The sequence below is a fragment of the Streptomyces sp. NPDC055025 genome, from assembly GCF_053608565.1.
Window position 1 is genome coordinate 13,531 of record NZ_JBSGVS010000065.1, and the last position, 13,111, is coordinate 26,641.

Annotated in this window: 13 protein-coding genes; 4 read left to right on the forward strand and 9 right to left on the reverse strand. The window is 71.0% G+C overall.

Annotation, left to right across the window (positions count from 1 at the left end):
- Positions 1–39 precede the first annotated feature (39 nt).
- The 3 genes from ACWGDX_RS31550 to ACWGDX_RS31560 form a co-directional block, all read right to left on the reverse strand.
- Complete coding sequence (locus tag ACWGDX_RS31550; protein ID WP_453631102.1) at positions 40–1,026, reverse strand: N-acetylglucosamine kinase; 987 nt, start codon at positions 1,024–1,026, stop codon at positions 40–42.
- A gap of 64 nt (positions 1,027–1,090) precedes the next feature.
- Positions 1,091–1,768: a uracil-DNA glycosylase gene (locus ACWGDX_RS31555; RefSeq protein ID WP_363083535.1), complete on the reverse strand. Its 678-nt coding sequence runs from the start codon at positions 1,766–1,768 to the stop codon at positions 1,091–1,093.
- Positions 1,769–2,070: 302 nt separating this feature from the next.
- Positions 2,071–3,150, reverse strand: coding sequence for an NADH:flavin oxidoreductase/NADH oxidase (locus ACWGDX_RS31560; RefSeq protein WP_453631104.1), 1,080 nt, complete (start codon positions 3,148–3,150; stop codon positions 2,071–2,073).
- 116 nt (positions 3,151–3,266) lie between these two features.
- Here ACWGDX_RS31560 and ACWGDX_RS31565 point away from each other — a divergent pair, with 116 nt between their 5' ends.
- The gene (locus ACWGDX_RS31565; RefSeq protein WP_453631105.1) at positions 3,267–3,617 is read left to right on the forward strand and encodes an ArsR/SmtB family transcription factor; all 351 of its coding nucleotides are present in this window, start codon (positions 3,267–3,269) and stop codon (positions 3,615–3,617) included.
- A gap of 137 nt (positions 3,618–3,754) precedes the next feature.
- Positions 3,755–4,741: a DUF6214 family protein gene (locus ACWGDX_RS31570; RefSeq protein WP_453631107.1), complete on the forward strand. Its 987-nt coding sequence runs from the start codon at positions 3,755–3,757 to the stop codon at positions 4,739–4,741.
- A gap of 192 nt (positions 4,742–4,933) precedes the next feature.
- Here the strand turns inward: ACWGDX_RS31570 and ACWGDX_RS31575 are convergent, their stop codons facing one another.
- On the reverse strand, positions 4,934–5,593 hold the full coding sequence (locus ACWGDX_RS31575) for a DUF305 domain-containing protein (RefSeq protein WP_453631109.1): 660 nt from the start codon (positions 5,591–5,593) through the stop codon (positions 4,934–4,936).
- A gap of 173 nt (positions 5,594–5,766) precedes the next feature.
- Here ACWGDX_RS31575 and ACWGDX_RS31580 point away from each other — a divergent pair, with 173 nt between their 5' ends.
- A complete protein-coding gene (locus ACWGDX_RS31580) occupies positions 5,767–7,263 on the forward strand; it encodes an LVIVD repeat-containing protein (RefSeq protein WP_453631111.1) in 1,497 nt (498 codons plus the stop codon).
- On the opposite strand, the gene ACWGDX_RS31585 is transcribed toward ACWGDX_RS31580, so the two are convergent.
- The 5 genes from ACWGDX_RS31585 to ACWGDX_RS31605 all read right to left on the reverse strand — a co-directional run bounded on the left by ACWGDX_RS31585 (position 7,239) and on the right by ACWGDX_RS31605 (position 11,329).
- The gene (locus ACWGDX_RS31585) at positions 7,239–7,892 is read right to left on the reverse strand and encodes a TetR/AcrR family transcriptional regulator (protein WP_453631113.1); all 654 of its coding nucleotides are present in this window, start codon (positions 7,890–7,892) and stop codon (positions 7,239–7,241) included. The two genes, ACWGDX_RS31580 and ACWGDX_RS31585, sit on opposite strands and share 25 nt — an antisense overlap.
- A gap of 292 nt (positions 7,893–8,184) precedes the next feature.
- Positions 8,185–8,895 (reverse strand): HAD family hydrolase, encoded by a 711-nt coding sequence (locus ACWGDX_RS31590; protein WP_453631115.1) that lies wholly within the window; start codon positions 8,893–8,895, stop codon positions 8,185–8,187.
- Between the two features lie 19 nt (positions 8,896–8,914).
- Positions 8,915–9,628 (reverse strand): phosphatase PAP2 family protein, encoded by a 714-nt coding sequence (locus tag ACWGDX_RS31595; protein ID WP_453631116.1) that lies wholly within the window; start codon positions 9,626–9,628, stop codon positions 8,915–8,917.
- Positions 9,629–9,683: 55 nt separating this feature from the next.
- Positions 9,684–10,619 (reverse strand): M56 family metallopeptidase, encoded by a 936-nt coding sequence (locus ACWGDX_RS31600; protein WP_453631117.1) that lies wholly within the window; start codon positions 10,617–10,619, stop codon positions 9,684–9,686.
- Between the two features lie 83 nt (positions 10,620–10,702).
- Positions 10,703–11,329, reverse strand: a complete 627-nt coding sequence (locus ACWGDX_RS31605) for a DUF5134 domain-containing protein (protein ID WP_453631119.1) — start codon at positions 11,327–11,329, stop codon at positions 10,703–10,705.
- 412 nt (positions 11,330–11,741) lie between these two features.
- Between ACWGDX_RS31605 and ACWGDX_RS31610 the strand changes: the two genes are divergently transcribed.
- Positions 11,742–13,016: a glycoside hydrolase family 71/99-like protein gene (locus ACWGDX_RS31610; RefSeq protein WP_453631121.1), complete on the forward strand. Its 1,275-nt coding sequence runs from the start codon at positions 11,742–11,744 to the stop codon at positions 13,014–13,016.
- Positions 13,017–13,111 lie beyond the last annotated feature (95 nt).

Consider the following 13,111-nt stretch of genomic DNA (forward strand, 5'->3'; position numbering starts at 1 on the left):
AACCATCTGTCCTTATTTATCCGTTAGGTATTTTTCCGCTCATCTGTCCTGATGTGTCGGGACGTAGAGCAGCCGTGGATCGTGCGGCAGGCGGAGCGAACCCGTGGCGAGTTCGGCCGCGATACGCAGCGCCCCGGTCAGCGGATCGGCCGCGGCGGAGACGGCGGTGGCATGCGGAAGCTGCTCGGCCAGCTCGGCCCGCAGGGGTGCGAGCAGGGGGTCACCGAGCTTGAACAGGCCCCCGGTGAGGGCGACTTCGGGTGTCCCGGAGGCCGGGCAGACCGCCGTGGCGGCCTCCGCGATATGCCGCGCGGCGAGCGCGAGGATCTCCGCGGCGACCGGATCCGAGGCCGCGCAGCGGGCCACCTCCGGTGCGAAGGAAGCGAGCACGGCGGGCCGGTCCGTACGCGGATAGAGCACTCCCGGCAGCTCGCCCGCGGGTCCGAAAACCGCTTCCGTTCTGGACAGCAGTGCGGGTGAACCGCCCCGCCGTCCGTCGTGCGCGCGCATGGCCGCCTCCAGCCCCGCGCGCCCGATCCAGGCACCGCCGCCGCAGTCCCCGAGAAGATGGCCCCAGCCGTCGGCGCGGTGCCAGCCCGTCAGATCCGTGCCGAGCGCGATCATGCCCGTACCGGCGGCCACGACGGCCCCGGGGCGCTGTCCGAGCGCTCCCGCGTAGGCGGTGACCGCGTCCGCGGCGAGCGCCAGCCGCCGTACCCCGAACGAACGCTCCAGCGCGGCGGGCAGTTCGGCGCGGAGCCCGTCACCGAGCGTCGCCATCCCGGCCGCGCCGATCGCGACCGCGGACAGGGTGTCCGTGCCGGCCCGTGCCAGCAGCGCCTCCACCGCGGGCAGCAGCTGGGCGAGCAGATGCCCGGGGTCGATACCGGTGGGCCCGGTGCGGACCGGCTCGGCTGCGGCCGTCGTGCCGACCGTCCTGACCCCGGCCGACTGGCCGCCGGCCGTCGAGCCGAGCGCGATGCGCAGCCCCGAGCCGCCCGAGTCCACACCCAGTACCCAGCTCATCGCCGCTCCCCGTTCATGGCCGCGTCCCCATCATGGCGGCATCCGCCTCATCGCGGCATCCGGCTCATGGCAGTTGCCAGTCCACCGGTTGCGCGCCCTGGCGGACCAGCAGGTCGTTCGCCCGGCTGAACGGACGCGATCCGAAGAAGCCGCGGTCCGCCGACATGGGCGACGGATGGGCCGACTCGATCGCCGGGAAGTCGCCGAGGAGCGGCCGCAGATTGCGGGCGTCACGGCCCCAGAGGATGGACACCAGCGGCTTGCCCCGGGCGACCAGGGCGCGGATCGCCTGCTCCGTCACCTCTTCCCAGCCCTTGCCGCGATGGGCGGCGGGCTTGCGGGGCGCGGTGGTCAGCGCCCTGTTGAGCAACAGGATCCCCTGGCTCGTCCAGGGCGTCAGATCGCCGTTGGAGGGCCGGGGCAGCCCCAGATCCGTATTCAGCTCCCGGTAGATGTTCTCCAGACTGCCGGGCAGGGGACGGACCTCGGGTGCGACGGAGAAGCTCAGCCCCACCGCGTGACCCGGGGTCGGATAGGGGTCCTGGCCGACGATCAGTACCCGTACCTCGTCGAAGGGCTGCTGGAAGGCCCGCAGCACATTCGGTCCGGCCGGTAGATAGGTGCGTCCGGCGGCGATCTCCGCACGGAGGAAATCACCCATTTCGGTGATGCGTCCGGCCACGGGGCCCAGTGCGTCCGCCCATCCGGGCTCGACGATCTCGTTCAACGGTCTTGCTGCCACGGGGGGCCACTCTACTGCCGCGGAGGGCACGCCTCGGCACGCACCCGCCAACACACCTTCGCCGCGCGGCATTTGCCCACCGCGTTTGCCCCCACCGCCCCGCGACCCGGTCAGCCGGCCGTCCGGCTGCCGGACGGTGCCCGCGGCGCGTACGGCGGGTGCCCGAGGCGCGGGGCGCGCCGGTCGTCGCCGACACCTCCAGGACGTCGCCGTCACCGTACGGGCCGGTCCGCGGCCGTCACCGTACGGGTCAGTCCGTGACCGCCGCCGACAGCGGCGCCCGGAGCCGGCGTCCGCGCGGGTCAGAAGGCCCGGTGATACTGCGGCGGGGTGCGTACGGCGGCCCCCAGCTCACCGGCGGCACGGCGGGCCCAGGACGGGTCGCGCAGCAGCTCCCGGCCGAGCAGCACGGCGTCGGCCTCACCGTTGGCGACGATCTTCTCGGCCTGCTCGGGGTCGGTGATCATTCCGACGGCCGCCACCGGCAGCCTGGTCTCCTTCCTGACCCGGGCCGCGAACGGCACCTGGTAGCCGGGGCCGAGCGGAATGCGTACCCCCGCGGCGTTGCCCCCGCTGGACACATCGAGCAGATCCACCCCGTGCGCCACCAGCTCGTCCGCGAGCCGCACCGTGTCGTCCACGGTCCAGCCGCCCTCGTCCAGCCAGTCGGTGGCGGAGATCCGGAAGAACACCGGCAGCTCGTCCGGCCACTCGGCGCGCACGGCGTCGACGACCTCCAGGGCGAACCGCGCGCGGTTCTCGAAGGAGCCGCCATAGGCGTCCGTGCGCAGGTTGCTGTGCGGGGAGAGGAACTCGCCGATCAGATAGCCGTGCGCGCCGTGCACCTCGACCACCTGGAAGCCCGCCTCGCGGGCCCGCCGCGTGGCCGCCGCGAACTGTCCGACGATCTCCTCGATCTGCGGTACGGACAGCTCCGCGGGCACCGGGTGGCCGTCCATGAAAGGCACCGCGCTCGGCGCCAGCGGCTGCCACCCGCCCGCCTCGGGACCCACCGGGCCGCCGCCCTTCCAGGTCCGGTCGGTGGAGGCCTTCCGCCCGGCGTGGGCGAGCTGAACGCCGGGAACCGTGCCCTGTGAGCCGAGGAAGCGCGTGATACGGCGGAACGCCTCGACCTGCGTGTCGTTCCAGATCCCGAGGTCCGCGGGGCTGATCCGGCCCTCCGGGCCGACGGCCGTGGCCTCCGTGAGGATCAGCCCGGTGCCGCCGACCGCGCGCGCCGCGAGATGGGCGAAGTGCCAGTCGGTGGGGACCCCCGCGTCCGGTCCGGTCTCGTCCGCCGAGTACTGGCACATGGGGGCCATCCAGACCCGGTTGGGGATGGTCAGCGACCGCAGGGTGTACGGCTCGAACAGTGAGCTCACGGGGGACTCCATTCACATCGGACGGCGACGCTTACTACGGTACGCATCGTAGTAAGGCGAATGTCAAACTACGAAGCTTCTCGTACTATGAGACTCCCTGAAGGAGTGGAGCCGCTGTGAACGCCGCGACCAGTAGGCGCGAACTCGCGCACCCCGAGCGCACGGAGATCCGTCTGGAGGGCGTGCTGCACGCGCTCTCCGACCCCCTGCGCCTGCGCATCGTGCGCGAGCTGGCCGGGGCGGACCGTGAGCTGGCCTGTTCGCACTTCGATCTGCCCGTCACCAAATCCACCACCACGCACCATTTCCGGGTGCTGCGCGAGAACGGGGTGATCCGGCAGGTCTACCGGGGCACGGCCAAGATGAGCGAGCTGCGCGGGGCGGACCTGGACGCCCTCTTCCCGGGGCTGCTCGGCAGCGTCCTGGAGGCCGCCGACGCGCAGGCGGGGCGGCTCGGCGGCAGCTGATCCCGGCGGGCGCCCGTCCCCGGTGCGACGCCGGTGCGATGGCCGGATGCCGGTGCGATGAGCCGACAGGGTGCCGTACGGGACCGGTCCGTGCGCGCCAGGACAAGAGGGGCGGATTGCCTGATTAAGTTGTGAATGTGTCGGAACATAAATGGATTTCCGCCCAGGAACCCCATGAGCGCGATGTGTACGAGTGGCCCGTGTGGGAGGTGCAGGGGCACGGCACCGTCACCGGCGCCGGTGATCCCAGGGACGGCGCCACACGGCGCGAGATCCTGCCGCCCTGGGTCGATATCCGGCTGACCTTCGCGGACGGCGCCCGGCTCGACGTACTCGCGGTCGTACGGGACGGCCGTATCGCCATCGAGGACGCGCAGGCCGATCCGCCGCTGGCCCTCGAAGGCTTCGCCGCGCTCGCCGGGGCGATCGAGGCGCCGCTCCAGAACGCCTGCCAGGTGGTCTCGGGCCGGCACCGGCCGCCGGTACCCGGGACCGTGGTCGCCGAGCCGCCCGTCACTCCGCCCGTGGCCGGTGAGGCGGTCGTCCAGGACGCCGTGGCCGCTGAGACCCTCGCGGACGCCGGGCATGCCGCCGGCGGGACCGTGGAGGATGAGCAGGCCGCGGGCGGCGCCGCCGCCGGGGCCGCCCCGGTCGCCTGCGGCACCCCCGTCTGCGGCAGTCCCGCGTACGGCATTCCCGTATCCGACACCGCCCAGGACGCTCCCGCACCCGACACGCTCTCCGCCGCACCCGACACGTTCTCTGCCGCGCCTGACACGCTCTCCGCCGGGTCCCGTGAGGAAACGGCGGCCGAGCCCAGGCCAGAGCCCAGGCCCGAGCCTGTGACCGAGCCCGTGACCGAGGCCGGGCGGGAACCCGCCGTGGAGTCCGGGCCGGAGCCCGGACGGGAGCCGTCGGGCCGGCACCGGGCCCGTCCTTCCCCGCCGCGCGGCAGCGCCGCCCGGCGCAGTGTCGCCGAGATCTACCGCGCGGCCCAGCAGGCGGGCCAGGACCCGGTGCTCGCCGTGATGTCGGCGACCGGGTTCAGCCGCCGCAAGTCACTGAAGCTGATCGCGGGCGCCCGCGACGAGGGCCACCTGACACCGCGTCACCACAGACGCTGACCCCGCCGGGGGCGCCGGCTCCCCGGCCCAGGCCCTGAGCCCCCGTACGCCCTGAGCCCCGTACGCCGGACCGCGCGACGCCGCCGAGCGCCGCTTTGGGCCAGGGGCATACGGCGTGGGCATCGTGCCGTACGCCGTCGGCCCGCGCCCCGCCGTACATCCGCGCCGGCCGCTCCCGGTCGTACGCCCCGCTCACATCGAGCGCATACGGCTCATCTCGACGGTCTGCTGAGCGATGACCTCGTTCGCCATCTCCTCGATCAGGACGTTCTTGCCCTCCGTCAGCGCCTCCGTGGCCATGGTGATCGCACCCTGGTGGTGCGTCGTCATCAGCTTCAGGAACAGTTCGTCGAAGGCCTTGCCCTTCGCCGCCCGCAACTGGGCCAGTTGGGCCTCCGTGGCCATCCCGGGCATCGTGTGGTGGTCATGGCCCTGCTGCTGCCTCGGCCCGCCGTTGTTCTTCAGCCAGCCGTCCATCGCCGCGATCTCCGGCTGCTGCGCGGCGGCGATCCGCTCCGCGAGCAGTTTCACCTGCCTCGACTCGGCACGCGTCGTGGCGAGTTCGGTCATCTTCAGCGCCTGACCGTGGTGGACGATCATCATCTGCGCGTAGGTGTAGTCCGCCGCGTTGGGGGTGTTGTCCGGGGCGGCCTTCCTCGCCTCCTCGGCGGAGAGCGTCTTCGCGGGCTCACCCGGCTTGCCCGGCGCCACCACGACCGCGGCGTTGTCCGCCTTGGCCTTGGTCTTGCCCTCGTCCCCCGACTCGCAGGCTCCCAGGGCGAGTACGGCGACAGCGGTCACCGCCGCGAGAGCGACCCTGCGGATACGCGGGCTCCTGTGGTGGATCAACACGGCGACCTCCTGCGGTACTTGATGGTGAAACTTTCCTAGCACGCTTCGACAGACGAGTGATCAAAAACTTTCATTACGTCTGTGTTGCCATCTGTTGAGATGTACATGAGAGGGACGATACTGCCGAGGTCCGTGACCCGTTCAACTGTGAACGGATACAAGGGAGGACCGCAGTGACCTCGTTGCACACCACCCGCGTGCGGCGGAGACGTCTGGGCGTGGCGGCAGCCGCGGCCGGACTCTTTGCCACGCTGTTGACCGCCGGACCGGCGGTCGCCACACCCGACCCCGGTGACAGCCCGGCCTCGGAGAAGGTCTCCTCCAGCCAGGCGGCCGAGGTGAAGGCGGCCATTCAGCAGGGTGAGATACCCGGTGTGGACGAAATCGTCCACAGCGACAACATCAAGCATCTGGCGAACGTTCCCAAGGACCTGATCACGGGGACCAACTCGGATCTGGCGTTCCAGGGCAAGTACGCCTTCTCGGGCAACTACGACGGTTTCCGGATCTTCGACATCAGCAACCCGAAGTCCCCGAAGACCGTCGCCCAGGTGCTCTGCCCGGGTTCGCAGAACGACATCACCGTCTCCGGTGACCTGCTCTTCCTCTCCACCGACTCCTCGCGCAGCGACAACTCCTGCACGAGCGCCGCCCAGTCGGCGACGATCAAGGAGTCGTGGGAGGGCATCAAGGTCTTCGACATCAGCGACATCCGCAACCCCAAGTACGTCGCCGCTGTCGAGACCGCGTGCGGTTCGCACACGCACACCCTGGTGCCGGAGCGCAAGAACGTCTACGTCTACGTCTCGTCGTACTCGCCGAGCACGACGTTCCCGGACTGCCAGCCGCCGCACGACGGCATCTCGGTCATCAAGGTGCCGCGCAAGGCCCCTGAGCGTGCCAAGCTGGTGAGCTTCCCGAACCTCTTCCCGGACGGCGGAAACCCGGGCGGGACCACCAACCCCGGTGTCTCGGCGACCACCGGCTGCCACGACATCACGGTGCTGCCCTCCAAGGACCTGGCCGCCGGCGCGTGCATGGGTGACGGCATCATCTTCGACATCAAGCACCCTGAGCGCCCGAAGGTGATCGACCGGGTCCAGGACAACGTCAACTTCGCCTTCTGGCACTCGGCCACCTTCAACCAGGATGCCGACAAGGTCGTCTTCACCGACGAGCTGGGCGGCGGTGGCGCCGCCACCTGCAACGACACCGTCGGCCCGAACAAGGGCGCCGACGGCATCTACGACATCGTCGGCAAGGGCGACCGGCGCAAGCTGGTCTTCAAGAGCTACTTCAAGATCGAGCGTCCCCAGGCGGACACCGAGGTCTGTGTCGCGCACAACGGCTCGCTGATCCCGGTCAAGGGCCGCGACATCATGGTCCAGGCCTGGTACCAGGGCGGTATCTCGGTCTGGGACTTCACCAACTCCTCCCAGCCCAAGGAGATCGGCTACTTCGAGCGTGGCCCGATCACCACGGACCGGGTCACCACCGCCGGCCCCTGGTCGGCCTACTACTACAACGGCTACATCTACTCGAACGACATCGCCAAGGGCTTTGACGTGCTGCAGCTCAACGACCGCAGGACGGACGCCGCGAAGCGGGTACGGATGGACGAGCTGAACGTCCAGACGCAGCCCGACTACTTCGAGGACTTCCGCGACTGAGCGGTGGTGCCCTGATCCGTTCCGCCGGGCGGTCCACCGCCCGGCGGAACGCCGAGTTCCCACTCCAGCCCGTAGCGCTGGAACAGCTCGTCGCGCAGCCGTGGCAGCGGCATCGGCGCGCCCGGCATGAGGACCGCGAAGACCGCGCCCATCAGCAGGGCGCGCAGCATCGGATACTCGCTGTCCGGGTCGGGCGATCCGTACCGGGTCACCGTCTCGCGCAGCAGGGCCGCGAGCCGCTGCTGTTCCGGACACTGTACGAAGCCCTCTGCCTGGAGGATGCCGGCCATATGCGTCCGCATCAGTACGGGGCTGTCGGCCGCGAGTCCGAGGATGGCGTCGATCGCCCGAGCCAGCAGCTCCCGCCCGTCGTCCGTGACCGGCTCGCGCTCCAGGGCCGAGGACAGCGTCTGATGCATCAGCCGGTGCACGGCGGACTGGAGGAGCTGCCGCTTCCCCGGGAAGTAGTACGACACGAGACCGCGCGCCGAACCGGCCCGGTCGGCGATGTCGGCGAGCGTCGTGGCCTCGTAACCGCGCTCGGCGACCAGCTCCACCGTGGCTTGCAGCAGCCGCTCCCGGGAACGCCGGCGCAGCTCTTCATTGACCGATGGGCTCCGCGGGGACATGCTTGACTCCTGCGTTGACTGGCTCTAAGCCAATATACTCAGTGCGTCCCGTCCCGGGCCCCATCGGGCCTGGTCAACGGGGCTGCCGTCTGCCTTGGGCGACGCGGGGGATCGTCCAAGGCAGACGGCTTCGGCATGCCCGGCGGCGCCGGAGAGCCCGTTCGGGGTGTGTACGAGGCCGTTTCACGGGCCGGAGCCGCCCGATTCCGGGTGGGACGGATGCCGGGTCTCCGTGGCGGGGCGCCCTGCCGGGAACCCGGGTCCGGGTCCGGCAGGGCGCCCGGCGCGCGGGTTACGGAAGCGGCCCGCTGCTGGCGAGGGCGAGGACGGGGCGCAGTCCCGCGGGGCGCTCCTCCACCGGCAGATGATCCACGAAGTGGACCGAGCAGCCCAGCGCCGCCGCTCCGCCGTCGGCTCCTCTGTCGTCCCCGACCATCAGCACATCGTGCGGATCCTGTCCCAGCTCCTCACAGGCCGTCCGGAAGAGCCGGACGTCGGGCTTCTGGACGCCGTGCTCGTACGACAGCACATAGGCGTCGACAAGGGCGTCGAGACCGTGCGCGCGGAAGACGGGCCGCAGATCCCAGCCGATATTGCTCACGACCCCGATCCCGACGCCCCAGTGCCGCAGGGTGCCCAGCACCTCGGCCGCGTCGGGGTACGGACGCCAGGCGTCCGGTGTCATATGGCGCTCGTAGAGCGCGTCGTAGAGGGCGGGGCTGGGCAGCTCCACCTGGCGCGCGAGCCCGGTGTACGCGGCGCGGTGGCGTTCGGCGCTCTCGTCCCGGGTCGCCCACACCCCGGCCAGCTCGTCCGGCACCCGCTCCGGCGAGGACCCGCCGGGCAGCGCGCCCGCCACGGCCAGTTTCATCGCGTACCGCCGCACCTCGTCGGGTGGCACGGCCACATCTGCCTCGTTGAGCACGGCTCGCAGCCAGGATCCTGCTGATTCGATGCGGAAAAGGGTTCCGGAGAAGTCGAAGAGCACGCCCTTGAAGGTCATGCGTCCGATCCTGGCGGCGTCACCGCTCCCGGGACAAGGCCAGGCGCCCGTACGAGGCGATGGAAAAGGCCACGAGACAGCCGCCCAGCAGCCAGCCGGCCAGGACGTCGGCGCTCCAGTGGACTCCGAGCCAGAGGCGGGTGAGGCCCGCGCCGGCCACGGAGACGACCGCAACGGCCAGCGCCGTCCGCCACACCCGCCGGCGGACCCCCTGGCGGTGTGCCACCCACAGCAGGAGACCGCAGCTCACGGCCGCCGTCATCGCGTGGCCGGAGGGGAACGCGGCGAAGTGCGCGGAGTCGACCGGATCGGGCCACTCGGGGCGCTCGCGTCCCACGGTGTACTTCAGCCCTTGCGAGAGGGCCGCGCCCACCATGCTCGTCACCGCGACCCAGCAGGCGAGCAGCCGCTTGCCCCGCAGCCAGAGCGCGATCACCGCCGCCGCGATCAGCAGCCGCATCGTCCAGGGGTCCCAGGCCCAGTCGGTGAGCACCCGGTTGATCCAGGTGACTCCGGGCTCGGCCACCGCCCGGCGGTGCAGCGCCTCGGCGGTCATCCGGTCGAAGGAGAGCAGCGGCCCCCACTCCGCCACGACAAGTATCACGAGCAGACCCAGCAGGACGGCCAGCAGACCGCCCGTACGGGCCGGTGTGACCAGTGAGGGAGGAGCCGGGGCACGCGGGCCTGTCGTCGGCGGTGTCGGACCGGCTTCGGGGATCGACGGTGAGCGCATGGGGAAATCCTCGCCGACGTCGGGTGCGAGCGGCCAGCCCGTGCGGGCGTCCGGGTTATCCCAGCGCGCGCAGCGCCGGTACGAAGGCGACCAGGAGGGGTACCACCGGCACCGCCGCCGCGGCGGCGGTCAGCCGCAGTCTGCGGCCCGCGGTGAGCCGGGGAACGGGGGACAGCAGCCGGTTCACCCGCCGCGGAAGCTGGGCGTCCGGCGCCGTGCCCGGTCCGAACACTCCCCGGTCCTCGTTCAGTTCGACCAGGGCGAGCGCGATGGCCAGCCGGCCGAAGCGGCGTGAGGCCACATCGTCCGCGGCGAGCTCGATCAGCCGGTGCATCTCGTCGCGGAACGCCGCGAACACCGGCACCTGCGGAAAGCCGTTCGCCAGCGCCCCCGAGCAGTGCAGCAACCAGTCGTGCCTGGCCCGCGCGTGGCCCTGCTCGTGCGCCAGCACGGCGTCGAGCTGACTCCCCTTCAACCGGCGCAGCGCCGCCGTGGTGATCACCAGCTGGGGCTCCACGCCCGACAGCCACCAGGCGTCGGGCCGCTCGCCCTCCAGGACGACGAGCGGCTCACCGCCGGGCTCCTCGCCGGGCAGCACGGGGGAGCGTACGAGCAGTTCCGCGCGGCGCTGACGGCGCCTGCGGCGGGCCCGGAGGATCTCCCGCGTCAGCATGGCCGCCGTCCAGACCCCGCCGCCCGCCAGGGCGACCGCGAGAAGGGCCGACCACGGCCGGTGCGAGCCCAGGGCGTAGGCCTCCACCACTCCGCTCGGGGCGGGCGCGAAGACATGCCCCCGTACGGCCAGCCAGGCCGCGGCGGCGCTGAAGGTCATGGAGAGCGCGAAACTCAGCAGGACGGCCGCCACGACGCACTGCCAGACCCACAGCGCCACCACGGGCTCGCGCTCCGGCCAGTCGGCGCGCGCCAGCAGGCGCGGGGCGACGACGGCGGCCAGTGCGCCGAGAAGCAGCAGCGCCAGGGAGACCATCATGGTCACCAGGGTATGAGGACCGCGCTACTCTGCGGTATGTCCTCGTCGGTCAAGTGACCTAGGACACGTTTCGGCCGGTGCGGTCATATGGTGAGCAGCATCGCCAGCATGGCTATGCCCATGGACAGCCGGCAGGCCAGCGCCAGCTCGGTCCTGTCGCCCCAGCGGACCCCGGCTCCGGCTCCGCCAGCGGTCCCGGGCCCGGCCCCGCCCGTGACCGTCACCGTCCCGCCGGCCCCGGCCCCCGGCCCCACCCCGGCGGGCAGCGGCAGCAGACGTCCGCCCGTCCGCAGCACATAGGCGGCGTAGTAGATCAGCAGTACCCCCGTGACCAGCGGCGCCCCGGCCGCCGTATGCGTGCCGTGCGCCCCGCCGGGCGCCGCGGCCATGGCCCCGGCCATATAAACCATCGCCAGTATCCCCAGCAGATGGTGCGTCCCGTGGGAGCGGTACGCCGGGAGACGGGACCGCAGGACGGTGTACAGCGCCGCGCCGCCGAACACCGCCGCGTACACCGTCCACACCCACCGGGGTGGTGGAAGGACGGCCGCGGGCACGGCCATGACGGCCATCCCGAACCCCATCAACGCCTCGCTCCCGGCCCATCTGCGCTGTTCGGCCACGCCGCTGCGCATCCGGAGCAGGCAGTAACCCCCGGTCGCCACGCAGAGCGCGACGAGCAGCCAGCCGGCCGTCGCCGGTCCGTGCACCGCGCACCTCCCCCGTTGAACGGTGTCGTGAAGGTGATGCCCGGTGCCGCCGACGCGCAGACGAGCGCGAACGAGCGCAGAGGGACACAAAGGGAGCGCACCGGTGGTACACGAGCCGCCCTCGGACCGCCGCCCCCGGTGTGCGCGCCGTGCACCGCCGTCCTCGGCCCCGGGTGGTTCTCCCTTCATTCGCATTCCGCTGGAAACGGAAATCGTAAAGAAAATCGGCTGACACGCCGATGGAATTCAGGGAAGAATTCCTGGCGCCTACGGCCTTGTGGCCGACGCGGCCCCCGGCTACTTTGCACATGCGTGCCCTTGGGGGCCGGGCGGACTGCCGCCGCCTGTAAATCCCCCCACCCCCAGGGAATTTACGCATTTCTGGCAGATATCTAGTGGGAGGAAATCCTCCATGCATATGTCACGACGGTCGGCCATCGCGTCCGCGCTGGCCGCGTCCGCCGCGATCGGTGGCGTCGGCGCTGCCCAGCAGGGTGCCGCGGCAGCCGAACCGGGGCGCCGCGCACAGCCGGCACCCGCCGCGAGTCCGCCCGGCGACGTGGTCGGCAAAATCACCGTGGGCTACCAGGGCTGGTTCGCCTGTAGCGGCGACGGCGCCCCCATCAATGGCTGGTGGCACTGGAGTCAGAACATGAGCCAGCCGCCCTCGCCCAGCAATACCACCATCAAGTCCTGGCCGGACATGCGGGAATACTCCCGTGGTTACCGCACGGCCTACGCGAATCTGAACGGCGGTCAGCCCGCGACGCTCTTCTCCTCCTGGGACCAGCAGACCGTCGACACCCACTTCCGGTGGATGCGGGAGAACAACTGCGACACCGCGGCGCTCCAGCGGTTCAACCCCTTCAGCCCCGAGGGCCCCACCCGGGACGCCATGGCACAGAAGGTGCGCCAGTCCGCCGAGGCCAACGGCCGCAAGTTCTACATCATGTACGACGTCACCAGCTGGACGTCCATGCAGTCCCAGATCAAGGAGGACTGGACGTCGAAGATGAGGGCGCACACCTCTTCCAGCGCCTACGCCCGGCAGAACGGCAAGCCCGTGGTGTGCATCTGGGGCTTCGGCTTCAACGACCCCGGCCGGCCGTTCGCTCCCGGGCCGTGCAAGGAGGTCGTCGACTGGTTCAAGGCCCAGGGCTGCTACGTGATCGGCGGGGTGCCCACCCACTGGCGCAACAGCACCGACGACTCACGGCCCGGCTTCCAGGAAGTGTACCGCTCGTTCAACATGATCTCGCCCTGGATGGTCGGGCGGATCTCCAACGTCGGGGACACCGACCGGTTCTTCCGTGACGTCAACACCCCGGACCAGGCCGAGTGCAACGCGCGCGGTATCGACTACCAGCCCTGTGTGCTCCCCGGTGACCTCCAGGAACGCCACCGCGCCCATGGGGACTTCATGTGGCGGCAGTTCTACAACATGGTGAGGCTCGGCGCGCAGGGCGTCTACATCTCGATGTTCGACGAGTTCAACGAGGGCAACCAGATCGCCAAGACCGCGGAGAACGGCTCGCAGGTGCCCTCCGGTTCGGGTATCTGGGCGCTCGACGAGGACGGCACCTCCTGCTCGTCGGACTACTATCTGCGGCTGACCGGTGACGGCGGCCGGATGCTCAAGGGCCAGATCGGACTGACGGCGACGAGGCCCACCCGGCCGAGGGTCTGACGGCAGGGCATCGAAGCGACAAGACACCGAAGCGACAGGACACCGGAGCGACAGGACACCGAAGCGACAGGACACCGAAGTGCGGGCCGCCGGAG

What these genes read in the sequence shown, in the direction of transcription:
- ACWGDX_RS31600 (WP_453631117.1), bottom strand. Translation starts at nt 10,619, where the DNA reads ATGATGGTCTCCCTGGCGCTGCTGCTTCTCGGCGCACTGGCCGCCGTC.
- ACWGDX_RS31550 (WP_453631102.1), bottom strand. Translation starts at nt 1,026, where the DNA reads ATGAGCTGGGTACTGGGTGTGGACTCGGGCGGCTCGGGGCTGCGCATC.
- ACWGDX_RS31585 (WP_453631113.1), bottom strand. Translation starts at nt 7,892, where the DNA reads ATGTCCCCGCGGAGCCCATCGGTCAATGAAGAGCTGCGCCGGCGTTCC.
- ACWGDX_RS31610 (WP_453631121.1), top strand. Translation starts at nt 11,742, where the DNA reads ATGCATATGTCACGACGGTCGGCCATCGCGTCCGCGCTGGCCGCGTCC.
- ACWGDX_RS31590 (WP_453631115.1), bottom strand. Translation starts at nt 8,895, where the DNA reads ATGACCTTCAAGGGCGTGCTCTTCGACTTCTCCGGAACCCTTTTCCGC.
- ACWGDX_RS31595 (WP_453631116.1), bottom strand. Translation starts at nt 9,628, where the DNA reads ATGCGCTCACCGTCGATCCCCGAAGCCGGTCCGACACCGCCGACGACA.